Raw genomic sequence first — 24,108 nt, forward strand, 5'->3', positions numbered from 1 at the left:
GTGAGCCCCCTGAAAGCCATCGACATTATGCTGCACCTGCAAACATACGAGGGAAAGATTAATATGACAACAGGAACTGACAGTGACCTTATCCCTTCGCAGGAAGTGGTCGAGAAAATGACCGAAAACCTTAAGAAAGTGGAGGAGCTGTCAGAAAGGCTGCACCGCGTATTGACCAATAGGCAAACGCATCACAAGGCGCTGGATGGGCCGAATCAAGAATTATTTGGCAAAGCAGCGCAGGCCTATTTGAGCGAAGCGGTCCATAATCCGGCAAAAATATTCGAACATCAGATGATGTTCTGGTCCGACACCATGAAGCAATTTGTGTCCGCCCAGCAGGAACTGGCAAAGGGCAAGCTCACAGCCCCCGCGGATCCCGGCCCCAAGGATCGCCGTTTCGCCAACCCGCTTTGGGACACGCACCCTTATTTTAATTACATCAAGAAACAATATCTGATCAACGCCGAGACGCTGAGCAAAGCGGTGGAGGACGTCAGCGAGCTGGATCCGGGCGAAAAGAACCGGCTGACCTATTTTGCGCGCCAGATCGTGGATATGATGTCGCCGACGAATTTCCTGGCGACAAACCCGGATGCTTTGGAAAAGGCGATCGAGACCGAAGGGCAGAGCCTGGTGCATGGGCTGGAAAACCTGATCCGCGACCTTGAAGCCAACAAGGGCGAGATGGTGGTGAAACTGGCGGATGAGACCGCCTTTGAACTGGGCCGCAACATCGCCACGACACCGGGCAAGGTGGTGTTTCGCAATCGCATGATGGAGTTGATCCAATATACCGCGACCACGGAGCAGGTGCATAAAACGCCCTTGGTGATCTTTCCGCCCTGGATCAACAAATTTTATATTCTTGACCTGAAAGCGCAAAACTCACTTGTGAAATGGTTGGCGGATCAGGGCTACACGGTCTTTATGGTGTCCTGGATCAACCCCGACCCAACTTATCGCGATATCGGGATGGAGGAATACATTGAGGAGGGGTATCTGACCGCGATCTCGCAGATCAAAGAGATCACCGGTGAAAAGCAGGTGAACGCTGTGGGGTATTGTATCGCCGGGACGACGCTGTCCCTGACCCTATCGCTGATGAAACAGCGCGGCGATAAGTCGGTCAAATCCGCCACGCTCTTTACCGCGCTGACCGATTTTTCTGATCAGGGTGAATTCGCGCCTTTCCTGACAAATGACTTCATTGATGGCATCGAGCAGGAAATCGAGGACAAGGGCGTTTTGCCCTCCGTCATCATGGCGCGCACATTTTCGTTTCTGCGCTCGAATGATTTGATTTATGGCCCCGCGATCAAAAGCTACATGATGGGCGAAACGCCCCCGGCGTTCGATCTTTTGTACTGGAACGGGGATGGTGCCAATCTGCCTGGTAAAATGGCGATGCAATATCTGCGGGGGTTGTGCCAGCGCAATGAGCTCGCGGAGGGTAGTTATGATCTGATGGGTCACAAATTGCGACTTGACGATGTGGATATTCCGCTCTGCGCCATCGCCTGTGAAACCGATCACATCGCCGCGTGGAAGGACAGCTACCGCGGTGTTCAGAAGATGGGATCCAGGAACAAGACCTTTATCGTCACGCAATCCGGTCATATCGCCGGGATTGTAAATCCGCCGACACGTAACAAATACGGGCATTATACAAACCCGGACCTGTCGCTTGCGCATGCCGATTGGCTGGAGGGTGCCGATTTCACCGAAGGCTCCTGGTGGCCGCGATGGGAAACCTGGTTGAAAAAGCAGTCCGGCAAGGTGATTCCTGCCCGTATTCCGGGAACTAAAAGCCATCCCGTTCTCTGTGATGCGCCGGGTACCTACGTTGAAAAGAAGGCAACCCTTTGATTTAATTTCTTTTCTGTATCGGAAAAATAAAATGCTGCAGTGCAGAAAAAGACTTGAAATGCTGCGGTGCAGCATGTATATCCTGTTGCAGACGCGACAAACCCGGGATCATCCGGAAAGCGACGAAAGGACTTCGAAATGACAAAGACACCTGACATGACCGCCGTATTCAAAGACGTTCTGGGCGCATTCCCAGTGGACACCGCTTCAATGGAAGACGCGTTCAAAACAACCGCTTCTTTGAACGAAAAACTCTCCGGCGTTGCTTTGACAGCCGCTGAGAAATCCACCGAGATTTCCAGCAAATGGACACAGGACACATTGGCCAAAATGGCCGCGATGTCCAAAGCAAAAGCCGATCCAGCCGATTACGCCAAAGCGATGACAGATTTCGCTTCTGCTTATTCCGAAACAGCCGCTGAGCACATGGCCGCTTTCGCAGAAGTTGCGAAAAAAGCGCAAATGGAAACAGTTGAGCTGATGATGGCTGCTGGCAAAGACATGGGCGAAGATGCATCCGCCGCCGTCAACAAGGCGACCAAAGACGCAACAGCCGCCGTCAAGAAAGCGACAGCTGCTAAGTAAACGAACTCCCAGTTAGCGCCGACTTCCTCCCTGAATGGCGCCAACGAGAAGGGCGGGCTGATAACAGCCCGCCCTTTCTTTTTGTAAAACCCTGTCTTAAGCTGCAGTGCAGCGTTGGATCAGGGAGAAATCGCGTGGCCAAAACAGACAATCAATTGCTTATCAAGCGATATGCGAGCCGGCGTCTCTACAATACCGAAACCAGCGATTACGTCACATTAGAGGACATCGCCAGCCTGATCCGGGCGGGCCGCGAGGTGCAGATTGTCGACCTGAAGTCGGGCGACGATCTGACGCGGCAGTATCTGCTGCAAATCATCGCAGAACACGAAAGCCGTGGCGAAAGTGTGCTGCCCGTGGATGTGCTCAACGATCTGGTGCGCAGCTATATGACACCGGGCGCAAGCGTGGTGCCGCAATTTCTGCAAGCCTCGTTTGAAATGCTGCGCGATGGGCAATCCCAGGTGATGGACAAAATGACAACCATGAACCCCATGGCCAAGATGCCGGGTTTCGAGTTGATGCAGGCGCAGCAAAAGGCATTTTTGAGTGCGATGACCGGGAGCACGACCGGGTGGAGCGCGCCGGGCCTGGACGATCAACCTGAAAAGGCAAGCGAAACCGGCGAAGACCTTGATGAGATCAAGCAACAACTTGCGGAGTTGCAACACAAGCTTTCCAAGTTGAAGTAAGGGTTTGGGGAGTGACAAGGATGCCAAAGGTGCCACCCACACCGCTATCTCCGGTGAAATCTGAGCTATGACATCCAGTTGCCGGCGTGACGGGCGTACCAGCGGCGTTCATCAAAGGTGTTACGCCCGTCACGCCGGCACTTTGGGCGCTTCCATAATGAATTGCCGCGCCAGGAAAAGACGCGCGGTACCGGGGCGGTGATTAAAAACCTGGAACTGCCCCTCCTGGCCGCTTTAGCGATTTCAACGCTCATGGGGTTCACTTGCAGATTTGCATGCTTAATGGTGCTATTTGAATAGATAAATTCATGTCAAACGGAGCAGGTTATGCAAACGATATGGGCAAAATCTGCGCTGCTGCCGTCGGGCTGGGCAACAGACGTGCGTATCGACGTTGATGCAAACGGGCGGATCAGCGCGGTGCAGGCTGATGCACCCGAACACGGAACGCAGGTTGCGATGCTGTTACCAGCCCCCGTGAACGTGCACAGCCACGCGTTTCAACGCGCAATGGCGGGCTTGACCGAACGACGCGGCCCTGATCCGAGCGACAGCTTCTGGTCGTGGCGCCAGTTGATGTTCCGCTTTCTGGATCGTCTGACGCCCGAGCATATCGAGGCCATCACTACCTTTGTGCAGATGGAAATGCTTGAGGCAGGCTATGGTGCTTCGGTTGAATTTCACTACCTGCATCATCAGCCCGGTGGCGCGCGTTATGACAACATCGCCGAGACATCACAGCGCATCTGTGCAGCTGCGGATCAATCCGGTATGGGGCTGTGTCTCTTGCCCGTCCACTATCAATTCGGTGGCTGTGACGGGCGCGGGTTGGCCGCTGGACAAATCCGGTTCGGCAATGGAATGGAAGAATTCCTAACACTCCACAGCAACGCAGCCGACACAATCAAGGGTATGCGCGCAGATACAATGATCGGCGTGGCCCCGCATTCCCTGCGCGCCGTGGGTCCGGACGATTTGAAAGCCTATGGCGCTGCGTTCCCGACCGGTCCGATCCATATGCATCTGGCCGAACAAAAGGCGGAAGTGGCGGAGGTGGAACAGCTTTGGGGCGCGCGTCCCGTGACATGGGCGCTGGATCATATGGGTCTGGATGAGCGTTGGTGTTTGATCCATTGCACCCAAATGACGTCACAGGAGACAATTGCACTGGCGCGCAGCGGTGCTGTTGCGGGGCTTTGCCCGATCACCGAAAGCAGCCTGGGTGACGGTATTTTTGATGCCCTGCGCTGGCTTGATCACGCAGGTGCCATTGCCATCGGGTCCGACAGCAATATCCGTATTTCGCTCAGCGAGGAATTGCGCAGTTTGGAGTATTCACAGCGCTTGCGCGATGGAACGCGGGCGGCCCTTGCCAGTGTCGAAAAATCGACAGGACGGTGCATGTATGACGCTATCTTGCAGGGCGGGGCCCAGGCGTCAAAACGTGATACTGGCCGTATTGAAACCGGCGCTTGGGCTGACATGCTGGCGCTTGATACGGCTTCGCAACATATGTGGGGCAGGGCGGGTGACACCGCCCTGGATACATGGATTTTTGCCGGTGATGACAGGCTGGTGCGCGATGTTTGGTCGGGCGGACGCCATCTGGTAAAGGACGGGCAACATGTGGCGCGTGACCGGATCGTTGCCGCTTACAAGCGTACCATTGACGCGCTGAAAGACGCGCTCTGAGCGCAGAGATATTTCGTAACTGCAAAGGGTGGCGAAGTGCTGCGCCGCATCCATGCCCGTGAATGGAAACCGGGCGATCTGATCCCGAATGAGGCCGATTTGGCGATTGAGTTTGGCTGCGCAAGATCAACGCTAAATCGCGCCTTTCGGTCTTTGGCACAGCGCAGTTTCCCGGACCGCAAGCGTAAGGCCGTGGCACGCCTCGCTTAACCAACGCATGGGATCACGGGTTAAGTCGAGTGCATGATTTTGCGCGCGTGATGCGGCGCATCCCGCTATGACAGATTTCCGAAGTGTTGTGGTCAGCCTGCGTAAGCGCAGCAGCAGCCCCGGCCCAAAATCGGGCCAGGAGCGTTAGTCGATCCGATCAACCGCCGTTCTTGACGATCAGATGGTCCGGCCCGTAGGCGAAACCAGTGATGTTGCGATTGCCCTGGTTATTTTCATCCGTGATCACCAGAATATCATGTTCGCGGTATCCCCCCGCACCTGGGAGGTGATCGGGGATGGTGATCATCGGTTCCATCGAGATGACCATCCCCGGCTCCAGCACAGTGTCGCAATCTTCGCGCAATTCCAGCCCCGCTTCGCGACCGTAATAATGGCATAGAACACCGAAAGAATGACCGTACCCGAAGCTGCGATATTGCAGCAGGTTTTCGGCTTCATACATTTCGTTCAGCTCTTTAGCGATGTCCGAACATTTTGCACCGGGAACCAGCAGTTCTTTGCCGCGATCATGAACGGCGCAATTCACATTCCACATGCGAATATGCGCCTCGCTTGCTTCTTCGGCGAACAATGTGCGTTCCAATGCAACATAATAGCCTGCAACCATCGGAAAGCAGTTCAGAGACAGTATATCGCCCCGCTCGATTTTGCGGCTTGTGACCGGATTATGCGCACCATCGGTATTCAGGCCCGACTGGAACCAGGTCCATGTGTCCAGCAGTTCGCCATCCGGCCAGACATTTGCAATCTCGCGCACCATCGTGGCGGTGGCGTGCAGCGCAACCTCATGCTCGGGCACCCCGACGCCGATCGCGTCAACGCATGCCGCACCGCCAATGTCTGCAATGCGGGTCATCTTTTCGATATGGGCGATTTCTTCGGCTGATTTGATCATCCGTAACCGCATGGAGGCGGCGGCGATGTCAACGAATTCCATGTTCGGGAATTCAGCTTTGAGCAGGTTCAGCGTGTCGATATTGATATGATCAAACTCGATCCCCAGACGCTTTACGCCACCGGTCAGTTTGCGGATCGCCTGGAAATAATTGTCTTTTTGCCAATCCGTATAGGTGATGTTCTTGCCACCAAACGTCCGCCGCCAGGGCTGGCCACCATCAATGCCGGCGCTGATAGATGTGGAGATATTGTGATCTACAAGCAGACCATAGCGACGGCCAAAATAACAAAACAGGAAATCAGAATAGTAGTTGATGCAGTGGTAGGAAGAGAACAATGCGGCATCAATGCTCTCGCTCGCCATATAGCCGCGGATCGCATCCAGGCGTCGTTGCATCTCGGGTGCTGAGAATGTCTGTGGTGCTGCTTCGCCATTGCTGGTGTAATCTTGAAATCTCTCACGCTCCATCGTGACCTCCTGTCTGGGAAACAGGCCAAAACGGCCCATAATTTGGGGGGTTTCTGCGAAGTGGCGCTTCTTGTCAAACTATGATTTCTCGCTTATAGCATTAGCAAAATTCATGCTTGGTGCTCAAATGTCTTCCCCTCCTCTCAAGGCTCTGCGCGTGTTTGAAACGGTTGCCAGAACAGGCTCCTTTCGCGCGGCGGCCGAAGTTTTATGCGTCACTCAATCGGCGGTCAGCCATCAAATCAGACATCTGGAAGATTGGTTGGGGGCGCCTCTGTTTGAGCGGGAAGGAAACCGCACAAGGTTACTGCCACACGCCTCGGAGCTGTCGCGCAGCTTGTCTTTGTCCCTGGCCGAGATCGACACCGCCTGTCAGCGCGCGCGCGTCAATGAACATAACGAATCCCTGGTGATTGCCGCAATTCCATCTGTCGCCATGTGTTGGCTCATCCCCCGCTTGACCGGTTTCCGCCAAGCACATCCCGACATTGAGACACAGATGCTCTATGCGATGCATGGGCGCGATATCAACTTTCGCAAAGCCCATATCGCTTTTGTTTTTGCACCAAAACCGCCCGATCTGCCGGGTATTGAAACACATTACTTTCTGCCCGGCACCAGTGTCCCTGTTTGCAGCCCGTCCTTGATCGGACAGTCTTCTAAAACGACCCTCTCCCCGGCAAAAATAGTGGAACTGGGTTTGCTGCATGATATCGGTACGACCGGTTGGCAAACGTGGATTGATCAGGTCGGATTGCAAATCTCTACCCCGCTCACGGGAGCCTTGTTCGAGGATTTTAACCTGCTGCGCGCTGCTGCATTGTCGGGGCAGGGTGTCGCGCTGTGCGCCAGTTCAATGATCCAGCCGGATCTGGAGGCCGAGCGGTTTGTGCAGCTTTCGGATGTTTCGGTCTTGAAGGAGCACGCCTATTATATGCTGATCAGACCACATGCGCAGGCAAAAATGATGCAGAAAGTGCAGTCGTTCAGGGATTGGGCGATGGATGCTCGTGGCACCTAACGCCGCTTTGACCGGTAAAGTAATACCGCAACAAAGCTGTTTCAGCGCATTGACCGGCGCAGCGCTAATGTGGCCTCCATCATGGCCAATATTGCGATGACAATCAGAAGGGGCCGCGTGCCGACCTCGACGATCATCCAGCCTGCGATCAAAGGGAAGCCGAATATCCCGACAAAATATGTGAGGGCGAAGAGCTGAAGGGTTTGTGCACCCAGATCTTCGCGCGCGTCGTTTGCAGCCATTGCCACAAGGATCGGGTAAGAGATGCCGTAGCCAATCCCAAAAAGAAACGCTACCATCAGGTACAATGGAAAAATGGCCCCGCTGAAGATGAAAACAACAATGCTCAGCCCCATGACATATTGCAGCAACGCAATCGTGCGATAGGGGTTCTGTCCGCCTTTGAAACGCGCCAACACCAGCCGGAATATCACCACCGTGATTGTGTAGGTCAAAAAGAAGTTGGCGTAATCAAGGCCTCTTGCATCTGCAAAAACGGTTTGAAAGTTGATCATGCCCGCAAAGACGCTGGCACCTATGCAGATCATCACGATCGGCAAAAGAGAGCGCGACGCCACAACACCGGATAAGGCGTTGAGCGTGATCCTTGATGGTGCCTCCGGACGCGGATTGATGGCATGTGTTTTGATAGGATCGTCAAGGAAGAAAAACAGGGTGGCGCTGATGATGCATAAGGTTGCAGTTACATAAAAGGCATCGCGAACAGAGTATCCGGCGCCCTCAAGTACCGATGCGAGGACAGGCGAAAGCCCGAAACCCATCATCACAAAAACCGAGATCAGGGTGAAAAAACGGACACGTTCATCCGCTCTGACCAGCCGTGTCAGAACAATTGGACCCAGCGAATAGGTCAGCCCCCATCCAAACCCGAGCAAAAGACTGGCCGTGACCAGCCAAATCCCGACGACTTCAAGCGAACCATAGAGGTACAGCGACACAGAGATCGCAATGCAGGCCCCGGCCAATGTGCGCAGTCGTCCAAAAAGATCAGAGAGGTGGCCCGAAAAATAGACTGTGACAATCGTTGCGACGGTGGTCACCAAGAGCATCCATCCGACGATCTTCTCGTTGGCCCCAAAACTGTCAAACAAGCGCGGTAGCATGAAAGTCAGTCCATAGGCACCCGCTTGCAGAAAGATCGCCAGGAAATACAAGAAGAACAGTAAGAACCGCGATATGCGCGGATGGGTGGTGCTTTCAACGCCCATTTTATTGCGTATCATTTGTATTATGCAGCAATTTCACGCGGTGCCCGGTTTTTCTTTTAACGCCCAAAAAGCAAGCAGGGGGCGTGCCTGTGTGCGCATGGAGTGAATTATATTATAGGGATTAAAGAAGGTTTCGCCGGTTGTTACATGGACCCAGTCGTTATGACCCTGACAAAATCCTCCCTCTCCCAGAACAAGGTAAGTTTCTTCGGGCGTGTGCCTGTGGTCGGGGTACTGAACATTTGGTCCAAGCAGAGAGACGCCGAGCCAGACATCTTCTCTTTGCTCGAGCCCCTTCGGACCAACCAAAACCGCATTTGCATGGGTGTCTGCAAAATTCTCACTTGCACCGTCCCAATTGCCTTCGCGTTGGTGCCAGACAAGTTGCGGTTCCAGTTCAAAGAAGCATGCTATCAGTTTTCGCAGTACCGGTTCGTCAAATTTTGCTGGATTTGAAAAATCCTCGAGATAGCGGCAAATTGGCAGTTGTGTTCCATTTGGCGTGGATTGAGGCGCCACCAGTGTCAGCTTGGCAAATATGTGGTTGATAGATTGTATCGCGCGCGGGTCTTTCGCCTGCGCAGAAAACGCATTTTTTGCAGCGTCTAAGAAGATTTGCAGTGCATGGTTACGCATGGCCATATCTGAACTCCATCAGGCACGCTTCGTTGTCGATATTTCGCATGCAGCAGCATGTGTCGCTTAGCTCAAATTTGCAAACCAACTCTGCGGCTTAGAAGCGTTTTAGGTGTTGCGTGCAAGAACAGAAAGTTGCGCCAAAACCGGGTGGCAAGTCGCCGATATTCTTGTTGCTGTGTTTGTTTTGTTACGAAAAGGGCGCTCAGGTCTTTCTTCTGCGCACAATCGCAGATGCGTTGCTTGTCGCCCAAACGCGCAGCCCCGTGAGACCTGCGAAAGCGTCAGAAATTCCCCGCGCCGCTTTTGAGGCTCTGGCGGATGCGTTTTATGCGCAGCCCGATGTGTCGGTGCAGGGCTGGAACATCCCGACATCCCGCTGATTTTTACCGGGCACGGGGGCGTTGGCACGCTGCTTTATTGTCATCTGGCGGGGCATCCGATTTCGCGACGTTGGGACCAGACCGGCGGCGGGCATTGGTTCCGGTTTGCGGCGGATATGTCCTCGGTTGAGCAAGGCTGGGCTGCGATGGAAACCTTGAGCCGATAGGGGTCGGCAAACTGCGTGGTTGCCGTTAAGATCATGTCATGAAGTGTTTTTGCCTGATCCTTGCGACTTTTATGGTCTGCGCACGTGCGGCAGCGGCCTGCCAGCTTGCACTGGTGCTGGCGGTGGATGTATCGGGATCGGTGGATGCGCGTGAATATGATATCCAGATGCAAGGGCTGGCGGCGGCACTGCGCGACGGAGTCGTGGTGGATGCTTTGATTGAGCAGGAGGCACAGGTAACGCTCATCCAATGGACAGGGTCCTCGCGCCAGCGCCAGACGATCCCCTGGCGCGGGATGTCATCGGCGGCGGATGTCTATGCGCTGGCCAATGAAATCGGTACGAACAGCCGGGTTTGGCGCAATTATTCCACAGCTATTGGCGAGGCGCTCATCGCCGCCGAAGACGCTTTAGCGGGGCTTGGCCATTGTAAACGCAAGGTTATTGACCTGTCGGGTGATGGGGTTTCAAATGAAGGGATCATGCCCTTTGAGCGTCATGCAGCCCTTGGTGCGATGGGGGTTACAATCAATGCGCTGGCGATTGAGACCGATGAGGATGATCTGACGGCGTGGTTTTACGAGAACCTGATCCTGGGTGAGGGGGCTTTTGTCATGACGGCGCGGGGTTTTGAGGATTACCCGGCCCAGATCCGGCGCAAATTGCAGCGCGAGACCACAAGGCAATTAAGTGATTTGCATCAACGTGATCACACGTTGGATTAGTGTGATCACAATTGCGGTAAATGCGGAAATTATGTAGCCTCCGCGCCAATTAACCGCGCCTCAACCCGGTTGGGGTAGGTGACAAGAGCGCAATAAAGTATAAAAGACACAACAGGGAACAAAAGGAATCTACCATGGCTGATGTCAATCGGGGCAACCGCCCCTTGTCGCCGCATATTTCGATTTATCGCCCACAACTGACCTCAATGACCTCCATCCTGACGCGGATCACGGGCAATGCCTTGCTGGTTTCCTCGCTGCTGGTTGTCTGGTGGTTTCTGGCGGCGGCAAGTTCGCCGGAATATTTCGCGCTTGCCGATGCGGTTCTGACCAGTTGGTTTGGTGATTTGGTCATGACCCTGTCGCTTTGGGGTTTGTGGTATCATACGCTTGCGGGTGTGCGCCATCTGATCTGGGATCAGGGCGTCGGCCTTGATCTGGAAACAGCCTATAAACTTGGCTACGCGGTGATCGGCGGCTCGGTGCTGCTGACCCTGCTCACCATTGTGATCATCTGAAGGGGGCGACATGAGCTATCTGACCGACCGCAAACGCGCCATGGGCATGGGATCCGCGAAAACCGGAACCGAACATCACTGGTCAATGACCGTAAGTTCGGGCGCGCTGCTGATCCTGATTCCGCTGTTTGTCTTTACTTTCGGGCCTATGCTGGGCGCATCCTATGAAGAGGTCACCGTCACCTTCAATCGCCCGTTCCCGGCGGTGGTTGCAGGATTGACCATCATCGTGACGTTCAAACATTTCGCCAGCGGTGTGCAGGCGCTGATCGAGGACTATGTGCATGGTTTGGCCCAGAAGATCGCAATGGTCGCCATGACCTGTGTGTCCTATGCGGCGATGGCGGTGGGCCTTTATGCAGTCGTGCGCCTCGCCCTTTGAAGAATGCTGCGCAGGTTCGGCCTGCGCCGCTTAATTGAGACCAGGAGAGAATTCCATGGCAGCTTATGAATACGAAACACATGAATATGACGTGGTGGTTGTCGGGGCTGGCGGTGCAGGCTTGCGCGCAACGCTGGGCATGGCGGAGCAGGGGTTGCGCACGGCCTGCGTGACCAAGGTGTTCCCGACGCGCTCCCACACGGTCGCCGCGCAGGGCGGGATCGCGGCCTCGCTCTCCAACATGGGCCCGGATAATTGGCAGTGGCATATGTATGACACCGTCAAGGGGTCGGACTGGCTTGGCGATACAGACGCGATGGAATACCTCGCGCGCGAAGCCCCCAAGGCGGTCTATGAGCTGGAGCACTACGGCGTGCCGTTTTCGCGCACGGAAGAGGGCAAGATTTACCAGCGCCCCTTTGGCGGGCACACCACCGAATTTGGCGAAGGCCCTGCGGTGCAGCGTACCTGTGCGGCCGCCGACCGGACGGGCCACGCGATCCTGCACACGCTTTATGGGCAGTCGCTGAAGAATAATGCGGAATTCTATATCGAGTATTTCGCCATCGACCTGATCATGTCCGAGGATGGCGTTTGCCAGGGTGTGATGTGCTGGAAATTGGATGATGGCACGCTGCATTTATTCTCGGCGAAAATGGTCGTGCTGGCCACCGGCGGTTATGGTCGTGCGTATTTCTCTGCGACCTCTGCGCATACCTGTACTGGCGATGGCGGTGGGATGACGGCGCGGGCCGGCTTGCCATTGCAGGACATGGAGTTTGTCCAATTCCACCCGACCGGTATTTATGGCGCGGGGTGTCTGATTACTGAGGGCGCGCGCGGCGAAGGCGGGTATCTGACCAACTCGGAAGGCGAGCGCTTCATGGAACGCTATGCGCCCCAATATAAGGACCTCGCGCCGCGCGATTATGTGTCACGCTGCATGACCATGGAAATCCGCGAGGGGCGCGGCGTTGGCAAAAACGGCGACCATATTCATTTGAACCTCAACCACCTGCCGCCGGAGACGTTGAAACTGCGCCTGCCGGGTATCTCGGAGAGCGCGCGTATCTTTGCCGGGGTGAACCTCAACAAGGAACCGATCCCGGTCCTGCCGACCGTGCATTATAATATGGGGGGTATCCCGACGAATTATTGGGGTGAGGTTTTGGCCCCGACAACGGATGCGCCTGACCGCGTGTCCCCGGGCCTGATGGCCGTGGGCGAGGCGGGATGTGCCTCGGTGCATGGGGCGAACCGTCTGGGGTCCAATTCGCTGATTGATCTGGTGGTTTTTGGCCGCGCTGCCGCCATCCGCGCGGGCAAGATTGTGGACCCTGACAGTGCTGTGCCGAAACCGAACATGGCTTCCGTTGAGGCGGCCCTTGATCGCTTTGACAACACGCGCCACGCCAAGGGGCACATGCCGACGGCTGAGTTGCGCCTTGAAATGCAACAGACCATGCAGAAGGACGCCGCCGTTTTCCGCGCCAATGAGACACTGGCCGAGGGCAAGACCGCGATGGAAGACGTTGCGGGCAAATGGGCGGATGTCGGCGTGACCGATCGCAGCCTTGTGTGGAATTCCGACCTGATGGAGACGCTGGAACTGGCAAACCTCATTCCCAATGCGGTGGCAACGATCACCGGGGCAGAGGCGCGCAAGGAAAGCCGAGGGGCGCACGCCCATGAGGATCATCCGACACGGGACGATGAAAACTGGCGCAAACACTCGCTGATCTGGTTCAAAGGCAGCAAAGCGATGCTGGGGTATCGCGGCGTGCACGAGCAACCGTTGACCAGCCACAATGACGGCGGGATCGACCCCAAGAAGATCGCCCCAAAGCAGCGGACGTTCTGATCCAGATGCAGAGTGATGTATTTCTTGTGTCGCTTGCAGCAATGGCTTCTGCAACAGTCAGATCCGCGATGGGGTCGATCCATTTCCAATTGATAAAGAGGGCATCATGATCCGTTTTTCCTTGCCGCTGATTTTGACTATTTCGGGCTGCGCCGCGATCCAGCAAACCACGGATCAGGTTGGTCGCGATGCGGCCAAAACCGTGATGCCCGAAGCCCTCGCGATTTACTTTCCGCAAGTGCCAAAGCAGTTGTTTCAACCCTTTACCAATTGCGTCATCGACAACGCCGATGCGAGCGAGGTGCAATCCCTGGCCGCCGATGCGGTCACGGGGGCGGATGAGAACACTGCTGCAACGATTAAATCGGTCCTGACGCGACCTCAAACCCAAAATTGCCTGCGTGCCGCTGCTCCGGCCGCCCTTGCAAGTTTTTAGCCCAGACAGGAGACCCGACATGGTTCAACTGACGCTTCCCAAGAATTCCCGCATGACCAAGGGCAAGACCTGGCCCAAGCCGGAAGGCGCGAACAACCTCAAGAAATTCTCGATCTATCGCTGGAACCCGGATGACGGTGAAAATCCGCGGGTGGACACCTATTTCGTGGATCTGGACTCCTGCGGTCCGATGATGCTGGATGCGCTGATCAAGATTAAGAACGAAATTGATCCGACGCTGACCTTCCGACGTTCCTGCCGCGAGGGGATCTGCGGGTCCTGTGCGATGAACATCGACGGGATCAACACGCTGGCGTGCATCTATGGCATGGATGAGGTGAAGGGCGATGTGAAAATTTATCCGCTGCCGCACATGCCCGTGATCAAGGATCTGATCCCGGATCTGACGCATTTTTATGCGCAGCACGCCTCCATCATGCCGTGGCTGGAGACCAAGACCAACCGCCCGGCCAAGGAATGGAAGCAATCCATCGATGATCGCAAGAAACTCGATGGCCTCTATGAATGTGTGATGTGCGCCTGTTGTTCCACGTCCTGTCCCAGCTATTGGTGGAACGGCGATCGGTATCTTGGGCCGGCGGCTTTGCTCCATGCCTACCGCTGGATCATCGATTCGCGAGATGAGGCGACAGGTGAACGGTTGGATGAACTGGAAGATCCGTTCAAACTCTATCGCTGTCACACGATCATGAATTGCGCCAAGACCTGTCCCAAGGGTTTGAACCCCGCCGAAGCCATCTCGAACATCAAGAAAATGATGGTTGAGCGCCGCGTTTGAGGGCCTTTTGCCATAGGGAAATGGGGCGGATTGAATCGTGTCTCAGGGCGCGGTGATCCATCTGTTTATTCTGATGCGAGCGCGTTTTAAAATGTGATGGGTCATCGCAGAATGCGCATTTGAAAATGCCGGACGTCTACCGGCGCATGCAAATGTGGCCGCATGGTTTTTGGGCTAGGGTGCGCTTATGCACATCATAATCGGACTGCTTATCGCATTTGTCGCGGTTGCGATCTATGCGCGCCGGAACCGGGCAACGCGGCGATGTCGGTGGCGTGAGGATCGTCGTGGAGATCGCGGCAGCTTGAGAAAATACCGATGTGCGGCCTGTGGTGCCGAGGCCTACACAGCACAGAAAGGCCCGCCGCGCGATTGCAAATCTGACCTGCCCCCGGTTTGATGGTGTAGAACTGAGGTCTATAGGAGATGGCAATGATACAACCCGCAGATGCGCAGGCGCGCCGCGCGATCAAACCGGTGATCTGTTATCCCGTCGAGACCTTGCCAGCGCCGGATATGCCTCTTTACCAAGCCGCCCGCGAGAGCCTGACGAAGCAGGGCGAGGTTCTGGTTCCGGCGCGCGAGGCGCGTTGTTTTTCGGTGCCAGCGGGGTGTTTTTTTCGTATTTCCAGCATTGAGGGGCCGCAGGTGGGCGATTTGAACCTGTTCAACGCGCATGATCTGAGCGAGCGATTTTATTCGGGTAAAACCAGGGCCCTGCACGGAACGCATATCACAACCGGGCAACGCATGTGGTCGAGTTTCCCGCATTTGCGGCCAATGGCCACGATCACCCATGACACGCTGGGCTGGTACGGTATCGATGCCTTTGGCGGTTCAGTACATGACGTGATCGGAACGCGCTGTGACCCCTATACCCACGCGCTTTTGTCGGGCGGCGGGCAGTATCATCACTGTTGCCATTCAAACCTCACGCGGTCTTTGGCGGATCATTTAGGAGTGTCGCGCCGCAAGGCGGAACCGCATGTGCATGACGTACTCAACGTGTTCATGTGCACGGGTTTTACACGTGATACCGGCCAATATTTCATGAAAGCCTCGCCGGTGCGGCCTGGGGATTACCTGGAATTTTTTGCTGAAATTGAACTGCTGGGTAATCTGAGCGCCTGTCCGGGGGGCGATTGTTCATCCGAACATTCCAGCGATACGGCGGCGTGCTATCCGTTATTAGTAGAGGTGTTTGCACCGGAGGCAGCCACTTTGACGCATTGGAATCCGCCTGTTGCTAACCAATATGACCGCACGCACGGCATTTAGCGCCTAGGCAAAAGCCGCGTCGAGCGCAATTTCGACCATATCGCCAAAGGTTTTTTCGCGATCCTCTGCTGGCAGAGCTTCCCCGGTTTGCAAATGATCGCTGACGGTGAGGATGGCGAGGGCGCGTCGCCCGTGACGCGACGCCAAGGTATAGAGTTCAGCGGCTTCCATTTCCACGCCCAAAATGCCATGCCGCACCATCTGCTCATCGAGATCGGGGCGTTCCGAGTAAAACACATCTGAGGAATAAATGCCGCCCACATGGGTCTTTGTCCCTTTGGCCTTTGCGGCTGCGACGGCGGCGGCCAGGAGATCAAAATTGGCAGTAGGCGCGTAATTCACCTCACGGAAAATGCCCGATGAGGGCGACGTGATCGTGCTGGCCGACATGGCGATGATCACATCACGCACCGCCACATGCTCCTGCATCCCGCCACAGGAACCGATGCGGATCAAACTTTGCACATTATACTGTGAAATCAATTCATTCGCGTAGATCGAAAGCGATGGCATGCCCATACCAGAACCCTGGATGGTGACGCGCTCGCCTTTGTAGGTGCCGGTAAATCCGAGCATACCGCGCACTTCATTGACCAACCGCGCGTCGGTCAAAAAGGTTTCGGCGGCCCATCGCGCGCGGTAAGGATCGCCCGGCATCAGAACGGTTTCGGCAATATCACCGGGCGCGGCACCAATGTGGATGGTCATGTTTTGCGTCCTTTTCTTGGTCGCGCGCAACTTGCATGTGCAGAGGTTTGGGAACAAGGAAAAAACACCGCTGTGACGTACGGTTTATTCTGCGGCAACCGCCTGTGGATCGACCAGGGTCACGATGTCCATCATGATTGTGTTCAGCTCGAAGTCCTTTGGCGTGTAGACCCGCGCCACGCCCATGGCGCGCAGCCGCTCCGCGTCATCATCCGGGATGATACCACCGACGATCACCGGTATATTGCCCAGGCCCGCCGCGCGCATCTGCTCCATCAGGTCCTCGACCAGGGGAATGTGGCTGCCTGACAGGATCGACAGGCCGACGACATGGGCTTCATCCTCAAGTGCTGCGGCGACGATTTCGGCGGGCGTCAGGCGAATGCCCTCATAGGCGATGTCCATGCCGCAATCGCGCGCGCGCACGGCGATTTGTTCGGCCCCGTTGGAGTGACCATCAAGGCCGGGTTTGCCGACCAGAAACTTCAACCGCCGCCCCAGTTTATCGCTGACCACATCCACGGCATCACGCAGATCATCGAGGCCTTCGGTCTTGTTGGAGCGTGATCCGGACACGCCCGTCGGCCCGCGGTATTCGCCGTGCACCGCACGCATCTGCGCGGCCCATTCGCCCGTCGTGACACCGGCCCTGGCCGCTGCAATCGAGGGTTCCATAACGTTGCGCCCTTCGGCGGCGGCGGCGCGAAGATCGGCTAGCGCCCTTTTTACGACATCTGCGTCACGCGCATCGCGCCAGGCGTCCAGTCGCGCGATCTGCTCGGCCTCGACCGCTGGGTCGACGATCATGATACCACCATCGCCGGTCATCAAGGGGGACGGTTCGCCCTGCGTCCATTTGTTCACGCCAACGACGATGGTTTCACCGGCCTCGATCCGGCCCAGACGGTCCGCGTTGCTGTCCACAAGACGCGCTTTCATGTAATCAATGGCCTCAATGGCACCGCCCATACCGTCGAGATTGGCAAGCTCGGCGCGTGCACCCTCCTTGAGGGCCTCGACCTTGGCATCCACGGCCGGGTTGCCGTCAAACAGGTCATCAAATTCCAGCAGGTCGGTCTCATAAGCCATGATCTGCTGCATGCGCATCGACCATTGCTGATCCCAGGGACGTGGCAGGCCAAGCGCTTCGTTCCAGGCGGGCAATTGCACGGCGCGCGCACGGGCCTTTTTGGAGAGCGTGACGGCGAGCATTTCGATGAGGATGCGATAGACGTTGTTTTCGGGCTGTTGTTCGGTCAACCCGAGGCTGTTCACCTGCACGCCATAACGGAATCGGCGGTATTTCGGGTCCTCGACACCGTAACGTTCCAAACAGATTTCATCCCACAGGTCGACGAATGCACGCATTTTGCACATCTCCGTCACGAAACGGATGCCCGCGTTCACGAAGAACGAAATACGCCCCACCAATGCGGGGAAATCCTCTGCCGGTACGCGCGGTTTGAGCGCATCGAGCACGGCCGTGGCGGTGGCCAGCGCAAAAGCCAACTCCTGTTCCGGCGTCGCGCCCGCCTCTTGCAAATGGTAGGAGCAGACATTCATCGGGTTCCATTTGGGCACGTTCGTGTAACAATATTCGGCCACATCCGCGATCATCTTGAGGCTGGGTGCGGGCGGGCAGATATAGGTCCCCCGGCTAAGGTATTCCTTGATCAGATCGTTTTGCACGGTCCCTTGAAGGGCAGACACATCCGCCCCCTGTTCTTCGGCGACGGCGATATAAAGCGCCAGCAGCCAGGGTGCGGTGGCATTAATTGTCATCGAGGTATTCATCTGATCAAGCGGGATATCATTAAACAGCGTGCGCATATCACCCAGATGGCTGACCGGGACGCCAACCTTGCCAACCTCACCGCGCGCCAGAATATGGTCGCTGTCATACCCGGTTTGCGTCGGCAGATCGAAGGCCACCGATAGCCCGGTTTGTCCTTTGGCCAGGTTCGAGCGATAAAGCGCGTTGGACGCTTGCGCGGTTGAATGTCCGGCATAGGTTCGGATCAGCCAGGGTCGATCTTTTGCGGCATTGGACATAGGAACCTCACGACTCATTTGGGTAATTTAATTACGTTGATGTGTTGATACTTGAAATAATATACCGGTGTCAATTCGCTGCATTGCGGCATGATGCGTCAAGCTTTTGTGGTGTGCCAGAGCATCTGCGTCGCGGAGTCGAATCGGAAAACAAATCGAAAGAGGCCGGTGTTTTCTGTTTTTGTCGCCTCAAAGCCGCAACGCATATAAAGCGCTTTTGCGCGCGGGTTGGTGTTGATGACATCCAGCCGGACGGCGGATTTGCCCAGACTGCGGGCGTGTTGTTTGATCGTTTCGAGCAATGCGGTCCCCAGACCCAATCCACGCGCCGTGGCCTCCACGCAAATGCCATCCATCAGCAGGATGTCAGGTTCCACATCGCGTTCCAGAACCGTCAAGAGTAGCCCGCGCCAAAGCCCACCCCAGTCGCCGTAGAATTGTTTGAGGTCACTATATTCACCACCGACCAACGCACCCTGCGCCGTTTTGAACCCGGCAATGCCCAGAATCTCCCCGTGGGCGTTGCGTGCCACAAGGGCAAATTCCGGATCCATGACCTGGCACAGGAACGCTTTTGCCCGTTTGTGCGGTCCCAGCACCCGACCCAGCTTGGCGCCAAAGGCCTGCCAGTAAAGTGCTGCAACCTGATCGTGTTCGTCGGGGCAAAATCCGGGCGTGATGACAAATTCCATCCTTTTTATATTGTCCTTGTCGTGCGGGCCTGCAAGGGTCAGATCATGTCGCAGATCGTGGAAATCCCTCTTTGGCTTTTTGTGCTGATAGTGCTCTTTGCGGCGGTCACTTTTGCGTCGCATTTTCTGTTTCCGTCGGTGCGCTGGTTTTTTCGCCGCCGTCTGGAACGTGCTGTTACACGTCTCAACACCCGTCTGACGCGCCCGATTGAACCGTTCAAGCTGGCGCGGCGCTACGATATGATCCAGCGGCTGATCTATGACCCGGAGGTGACGCGCGAAGTTGTCACCTATGCCAAGAATAACAATGTACCCGAAAACGTTGGCTTTGAGCGTGCGCGCGTCTATGCCCGCGAGATCGTGCCAAGTTTCAGTGCCTTTACCTATTTCGGATTTGGCATCCGTATGGCGCGGCTTTTGGTGCGTTCCATCTATACGGTCTGGACGGGTCCAAACAATGACGCGGTGATCCAGAGCATCCCCAAAGACGCCACGATTGTTTTTATCATGAACCACCGTTCCAATATGGATTACGTGCTGGTCACCTATCTGGCCGCGCGCACCTCCGCCTTGTCTTATGCGGTTGGGGAATGGGCGCGGGTCTGGCCGCTCAGCCGTCTGATCCGGATGACGGGGGCCTATTTCATCCGACGCAAATCGCGCGGGGGGCTTTATCGCAAGGTGCTGGCGCGGTATGTTCAACTGGCCACGGCGGGCGGTGTAGCACAGGCGATTTTCCCCGAGGGTGGCTTGAGCCTGAACGGGCGTCTGATGCCTCCGCGCGTGGGTCTGCTGAGCTATGTGCTGGAAGGGTTTGATCGCGAGGAAGGGCGTGACGTCGTCTTTGTGCCGGTGGCGATCAACTATGATCGCGTGTTGGAAGATCGCGTCTTGATTGCGGCCGCCGCGCGCGGAGATCGCCGGTTTGGCGCGCGTATTTCGGTTGTAGTTCGCTTTATTCTGTCCAAATTCTGGCAAGGGCTGCGGGGTCGTATCACCCGCTTTGGGACAGCAGCAGTAGTTTTTGGTGAGCCTCTATCGTTGCGTTCATGGGGGGCGGGTGACACGGTTGATGATCTTGCTCACACTATGATGGCGCGTATCGAGGAGGTGATGCCGGTCTTGTCTGTGCCCCTGGTCGCGCGGGTTTTAGCGCGCCAGAGCGAGGCAATCTCCTTAGGTGATCTTGTCATGACCCTGGAGCGAGACCTGCCGGACCTACGTGACAGGATGCCAGCCCAAATCTGCGAAAACCTGCCAATGGCAGTCGAACAGGCGTTGATTCAATTGAAAAACCATAAGGTGATCGAAGAGACGTCAGAAGGCTGGCGTGTTATCCCTGACCAGATATCGGTGATTGCCTTTTACGCCAATTCCATCGCGCATCGTTTCCCCGATGATGCGAGTGCAGCGTAATTGCTGCGGCTGCTCGGTTATAAAATTACAAAAATGATCTCTGGGATGTTGCAATATTGCGCAACAGGTCCTATCCAATCGTCATGACGTTGCGGTTCTGCGCTGCAGCGCGATTGAATATGGAACGATTTTTAAAAGCTGGAGGCTGGAATGGCACTGGACACGACGATCGCGCAATATGACGCACCCCAAAAGGACCTCTATGACATGGGGGAAATGCCCCCCATGGGTCATGTGCCCAAGCAGATGTACGCTTGGGCCATCCGTCGCGAACGCCACGGCGAGCCGGATACCGCCATGCTGGAGGAAGTTGTGGATGTCCCGGAACTGGACAGCCATGACGTGCTTGTCTTGGTGATGGCGGCTGGTGTGAATTACAACGGCGTTTGGGCCGCGTTGGGTCAACCCATCAGCCCGTTTGACGGTCACGGCGAACCCTATCAGATTTGTGGCTCGGACGCTTCCGGTATCGTTTGGGCGGTCGGGGATCGTGTAACGCGCTGGAAGGTCGGCGATGAGGTGGTCGTGCATTGCAACCAGGATGATGGCGATGACGAGCATTGTAACGGCGGCGATCCGATGTATTCGCCCAGCCAACGGATTTGGGGCTATGAGACCCCCGATGGCTCCTTTGCGCAATTCACTCGCGTACAGAGCCAGCAGCTGATGCCGCGTCCCAAGCATCTGACCTGGGAAGAAAGCGCGTGTTACACGCTGACGCTTGCGACGGCATATCGGATGTTGTTTGGCCATGAGCCGCATGATCTGAAACCCGGTCAGAACGTTCTGGTCTGGGGCGCGTCAGGGGGGCTTGGCTCCTATGCGATCCAATTGATCAATACCGCCGGGGCCAACGCGATCGGCGTGATTTCGGATGAAAGCAAGCGCCAGTTCGTGATGGACCTGGGGGCAAAGGGCGTCTTGAACCGCAAGGATTTCGATTGCTGGGGCCAGATGCCCACCGTGAACACGCCCGAATATGCGGTCTGGTTCAAGGAGGCGCGCAAGTTTGGCAAAGCGATTTGGGACATCACGGGCAAGGGTGTAAACGTTGACATGGTGTTCGAGCACCCCGGTGAGGCCACCTTCCCGGTCTCGACTTTTGTGGTGAAAAAAGGCGGCATGGTCGTGATATGTGCGGGTACGACAGGGTTCAACCTGACGTTTGACGTCCGTTACATGTGGATGCACCAAAAGCGGTTGCAGGGGAGTCACTTTGCCCATCTCAAGCAAGCCTCGGCTGCGAATAATCTGATGCTGGAGCGCCGGTTGGACCCTTGCATGTCCGAAGTCTTCAGCTGGGCGGACCTGCCACAGGCTCATATGAAGATGCTGCGCAATGAGCACAAGCCGGGGAACATGTCGGTTCTGGTTCAGGCCCCGACGACAGGGTTGCGCACCCTGGAAGACGCGCTAGAGGCGAAGCGTTAACAAGACACCGTTAACGTTTGCAATGACTAACGCCCGCGACTCATGTATATTGGGAGCGGGCGTTTCTCGTTATACGTGTGTATTTCTATCGTTTCAGACACTTAGCATTTTGGGCCTCACTATTTCTGGGGAGTATATAAATGCGAATTTCGGACCAGCCTTTCACATGTTAGAGTTGTGTTAGTTCGAAATTAACCTATAAAAGGCGAGTCTGATATGAGAAGTGACTGGATACTGGACGTTCTGACGGACCTGAAAACTTTTGCAACTGCGAATGACTTGCCGGTACTTGCCGAGCAGTTGGACGACACAGCAATTGTTGCTCTCGCCGAGATCGCCGCCCTTCACGATAGAACGCAGGGCAACACAAATGGTGACGACCAATCGAGCAGAAGCGATTTTGGAGGAATTGGATCAAGCGGACACGCTTGACAAACTCTACCGCGTCACGTTCCGCATGCGAGACGTTTATGACGTCAAGCATGTGGTCTATTATTGGGTCAATAGCGTTGGTGAAAACTATGGAGCTGGGACGTATAGCCCCGAATGGGCCGAACGCTACGTAGAGAAGGACTACAACAAGATCGATCCGGTTGTTCTGGGCTGTTTTCAGCGATTTGACCCAGTAAACTGGAAAGACCTTGATTGGTCCTCCAAGGCCGTAAAGGGCTTCCTGAAAGACGCGATGGATCACGGTGTGGGCGCGCAGGGGCTCGCAATTCCGATCAGAGGACCAAGTGGACAATACGCGGTTCTGAGCATCAATGACGCAAGAGAAGACGATGATTGGGATGTTTTCATTCGCGAATACAAACGCGATTTCATGATCATTGCTTATGAGTTCAACAAGAAAGGCCTGGAATTCGAAGAGCGCGGCGCCGACCAGATGTTGGGCAAACTGTCACCGCGCGAATTGAGTGCACTGACATATCTTGCGCGGGGTCTCAGCCGGGTTCAGGCCGCGCATCACATGAAGATTTCAGAGCATACATTGCGCGTCTATATCGAATCCGCGCGCCATAAGCTTGGCGCTTTGAACACCACCCACGCGGTGGCGCGCGCCATCAACAGCGGTCTGATCGTCGCCTGAAACCTTAACAAGACGTAGCTGTGCTTGCACGGTCCCCTAAGATTCGGGAAAGCCAACCGCACGCCCAAAAAAGCCAGCGTTAATAAAAATACCCCAGATTGTGTCAAACACAACGCTGGAGACGCAACATGCTGCATTACATCTACGGAACCGATCTCGCCAATTTTCCGAAACTGCGCGACACAATGTTCCGCGACCGCGCTGCCCAATTCGCCAACCGCCTGGGATGGGATGCGGTCACAGTAGATGAAAACGGTCATGAGATGGATGGCTATGACGCGCTGAACCCGCTTTATATCATCTGGGAAATGCCCGACGGCACGCACGGCGGCTCTATGCGGATGATGCCGACGGTGGGTGAAACCATGGTCAACGATCATTTTGGCCATCTGACCGGGGGCGTAAAAATCCAAAGCCCGTTGATCTGGGAATGCACGCGCTTTTGTATCTCGCCGCGCGCAGATCGCAAGGCTACGGCGGCCCTCGTTGTCGCAGCGGGCGAGTTGATGGATGAATTCGCGCTGGAGCATTTCGTCGGCGTGTTTTTTGAAAAAATGAACCGCGTTTTCAGCCTCAGCTACATTGATGCCGATGTGTTGGGTGTCGATCCGCAAATGGATGCTGCGGGGGATCGTATTGCCGTGGGGACATGGGAAATCACGCCTAAAACGATCGAGCGCAATCTGGCACGGGTTGGTATCACCCGTGAGATGTCAAAAGACTGGTTCCGTGCCTCTTTCAACCGGAATTATGTGCCCACACCGGCCCCGGTCGAATTCAAGATGTGCGCCTGAGCACGGCGATCCGTACCCGCGCGCCAAAGCGGGGCGGGGGGTGACGGCAATTGAT

Annotated in this window: 23 protein-coding genes; 17 read left to right on the forward strand and 6 right to left on the reverse strand. The window is 55.8% G+C overall.

Translation table 11 applies throughout. The features are described 5' to 3' along the window. Window positions 1-63 precede the first annotated feature (63 nt). The 5 genes from ROLI_RS03255 (at window position 64) to ROLI_RS03275 (ending at window position 5,048) form a co-directional block, all read left to right on the forward strand. Entirely contained in the window at window positions 64-1,869 is a 1,806-nt protein-coding gene (locus ROLI_RS03255) for an alpha/beta hydrolase (protein ID WP_187430483.1), read from the forward strand. Between the two features lie 138 nt (window positions 1,870-2,007). Then, the gene (locus tag ROLI_RS03260) at window positions 2,008-2,454 is read left to right on the forward strand and encodes a phasin family protein (protein ID WP_187430484.1); all 447 of its coding nucleotides are present in this window, start codon (window positions 2,008-2,010) and stop codon (window positions 2,452-2,454) included. Between the two features lie 134 nt (window positions 2,455-2,588). Next, window positions 2,589-3,146, forward strand: a complete 558-nt coding sequence (gene phaR, locus ROLI_RS03265; protein WP_187430485.1) for a polyhydroxyalkanoate synthesis repressor PhaR — start codon at window positions 2,589-2,591, stop codon at window positions 3,144-3,146. A 327-nt stretch (window positions 3,147-3,473) separates the two neighbouring features. After that, window positions 3,474-4,838, forward strand: coding sequence for a formimidoylglutamate deiminase (locus ROLI_RS03270; RefSeq protein ID WP_187430486.1), 1,365 nt, complete (start codon window positions 3,474-3,476; stop codon window positions 4,836-4,838). A gap of 36 nt (window positions 4,839-4,874) precedes the next feature. Beyond that, window positions 4,875-5,048, forward strand: a complete 174-nt coding sequence (locus ROLI_RS03275; protein ID WP_187430487.1) for a GntR family transcriptional regulator — start codon at window positions 4,875-4,877, stop codon at window positions 5,046-5,048. A gap of 157 nt (window positions 5,049-5,205) precedes the next feature. Here the strand turns inward: ROLI_RS03275 and ROLI_RS03280 are convergent, their stop codons facing one another. After that, complete coding sequence (locus tag ROLI_RS03280; protein ID WP_187430488.1) at window positions 5,206-6,435, reverse strand: aminopeptidase P family protein; 1,230 nt, start codon at window positions 6,433-6,435, stop codon at window positions 5,206-5,208. A gap of 127 nt (window positions 6,436-6,562) precedes the next feature. On the opposite strand from ROLI_RS03280, the gene ROLI_RS03285 reads away from it, so the two are divergent. Beyond that, window positions 6,563-7,456 carry a LysR family transcriptional regulator gene (locus tag ROLI_RS03285; protein ID WP_187430489.1) on the forward strand — a complete coding sequence of 298 codons (894 nt, stop codon included), beginning with the start codon at window positions 6,563-6,565 and terminating at the stop codon, window positions 7,454-7,456. 41 nt (window positions 7,457-7,497) lie between these two features. Here the strand turns inward: ROLI_RS03285 and ROLI_RS03290 are convergent, their stop codons facing one another. Further along, entirely contained in the window at window positions 7,498-8,700 is a 1,203-nt protein-coding gene (locus tag ROLI_RS03290) for an MFS transporter (protein ID WP_262386531.1), read from the reverse strand. Window positions 8,701-8,718: 18 nt separating this feature from the next. After that, window positions 8,719-9,327, reverse strand: a complete 609-nt coding sequence (locus ROLI_RS03295; RefSeq protein ID WP_262386532.1) for a dimethylsulfoniopropionate lyase — start codon at window positions 9,325-9,327, stop codon at window positions 8,719-8,721. Between the two features lie 582 nt (window positions 9,328-9,909). Between ROLI_RS03295 and ROLI_RS03300 the strand changes: the two genes are divergently transcribed. The 7 genes from ROLI_RS03300 (at window position 9,910) to ROLI_RS03330 (ending at window position 15,870) form a co-directional block, all read left to right on the forward strand. After that, window positions 9,910-10,596, forward strand: coding sequence for a DUF1194 domain-containing protein (locus tag ROLI_RS03300; protein WP_187430490.1), 687 nt, complete (start codon window positions 9,910-9,912; stop codon window positions 10,594-10,596). A 134-nt stretch (window positions 10,597-10,730) separates the two neighbouring features. Next, complete coding sequence (sdhC, locus tag ROLI_RS03305; RefSeq protein WP_187430491.1) at window positions 10,731-11,114, forward strand: succinate dehydrogenase, cytochrome b556 subunit; 384 nt, start codon at window positions 10,731-10,733, stop codon at window positions 11,112-11,114. A 10-nt stretch (window positions 11,115-11,124) separates the two neighbouring features. Continuing rightward, the gene (sdhD, locus tag ROLI_RS03310; RefSeq protein ID WP_187430492.1) at window positions 11,125-11,496 is read left to right on the forward strand and encodes a succinate dehydrogenase, hydrophobic membrane anchor protein; all 372 of its coding nucleotides are present in this window, start codon (window positions 11,125-11,127) and stop codon (window positions 11,494-11,496) included. A gap of 55 nt (window positions 11,497-11,551) precedes the next feature. Further along, entirely contained in the window at window positions 11,552-13,357 is a 1,806-nt protein-coding gene (sdhA, locus tag ROLI_RS03315; protein ID WP_187430493.1) for a succinate dehydrogenase flavoprotein subunit, read from the forward strand. A gap of 106 nt (window positions 13,358-13,463) precedes the next feature. After that, window positions 13,464-13,793, forward strand: coding sequence for a hypothetical protein (locus ROLI_RS03320; RefSeq protein WP_187430494.1), 330 nt, complete (start codon window positions 13,464-13,466; stop codon window positions 13,791-13,793). Window positions 13,794-13,812: 19 nt separating this feature from the next. Next, window positions 13,813-14,592 carry a succinate dehydrogenase iron-sulfur subunit gene (locus ROLI_RS03325; protein WP_187430495.1) on the forward strand — a complete coding sequence of 260 codons (780 nt, stop codon included), beginning with the start codon at window positions 13,813-13,815 and terminating at the stop codon, window positions 14,590-14,592. Between the two features lie 432 nt (window positions 14,593-15,024). Further along, a complete protein-coding gene (locus ROLI_RS03330; RefSeq protein ID WP_187430496.1) occupies window positions 15,025-15,870 on the forward strand; it encodes a DUF1989 domain-containing protein in 846 nt (281 codons plus the stop codon). A 3-nt stretch (window positions 15,871-15,873) separates the two neighbouring features. Here the strand turns inward: ROLI_RS03330 and deoD are convergent, their stop codons facing one another. The 3 genes from deoD to ROLI_RS03345 all read right to left on the reverse strand — a co-directional run bounded on the left by deoD (window position 15,874) and on the right by ROLI_RS03345 (window position 19,322). After that, window positions 15,874-16,578 carry a purine-nucleoside phosphorylase gene (gene deoD, locus ROLI_RS03335; RefSeq protein ID WP_187430497.1) on the reverse strand — a complete coding sequence of 235 codons (705 nt, stop codon included), beginning with the start codon at window positions 16,576-16,578 and terminating at the stop codon, window positions 15,874-15,876. Between the two features lie 84 nt (window positions 16,579-16,662). Continuing rightward, window positions 16,663-18,630, reverse strand: coding sequence for a protein meaA (locus tag ROLI_RS03340; protein ID WP_187430498.1), 1,968 nt, complete (start codon window positions 18,628-18,630; stop codon window positions 16,663-16,665). A gap of 98 nt (window positions 18,631-18,728) precedes the next feature. Then, on the reverse strand, window positions 18,729-19,322 hold the full coding sequence (locus tag ROLI_RS03345; protein WP_187430499.1) for a GNAT family N-acetyltransferase: 594 nt from the start codon (window positions 19,320-19,322) through the stop codon (window positions 18,729-18,731). Window positions 19,323-19,367: 45 nt separating this feature from the next. Here ROLI_RS03345 and ROLI_RS03350 point away from each other — a divergent pair, with 45 nt between their 5' ends. The 4 genes from ROLI_RS03350 (at window position 19,368) to ROLI_RS03365 (ending at window position 24,053) form a co-directional block, all read left to right on the forward strand. Continuing rightward, window positions 19,368-20,738, forward strand: a complete 1,371-nt coding sequence (locus ROLI_RS03350; RefSeq protein WP_187430500.1) for a 1-acyl-sn-glycerol-3-phosphate acyltransferase — start codon at window positions 19,368-19,370, stop codon at window positions 20,736-20,738. Between the two features lie 150 nt (window positions 20,739-20,888). Further along, window positions 20,889-22,169 carry a crotonyl-CoA carboxylase/reductase gene (gene ccrA, locus ROLI_RS03355; protein ID WP_187430501.1) on the forward strand — a complete coding sequence of 427 codons (1,281 nt, stop codon included), beginning with the start codon at window positions 20,889-20,891 and terminating at the stop codon, window positions 22,167-22,169. A 370-nt stretch (window positions 22,170-22,539) separates the two neighbouring features. Beyond that, window positions 22,540-23,259, forward strand: coding sequence for an autoinducer binding domain-containing protein (locus tag ROLI_RS03360; protein WP_187430502.1), 720 nt, complete (start codon window positions 22,540-22,542; stop codon window positions 23,257-23,259). Window positions 23,260-23,387: 128 nt separating this feature from the next. Beyond that, window positions 23,388-24,053 carry an acyl-homoserine-lactone synthase gene (locus ROLI_RS03365; protein ID WP_187430503.1) on the forward strand — a complete coding sequence of 222 codons (666 nt, stop codon included), beginning with the start codon at window positions 23,388-23,390 and terminating at the stop codon, window positions 24,051-24,053. The last annotated feature ends 55 nt before the right edge of the window (window positions 24,054-24,108 follow it).

Origin of the sequence: Roseobacter fucihabitans (assembly GCF_014337925.2) — a bacterium.
Classification (GTDB): Bacteria; Pseudomonadota; Alphaproteobacteria; order Rhodobacterales; family Rhodobacteraceae; genus Roseobacter; species Roseobacter fucihabitans.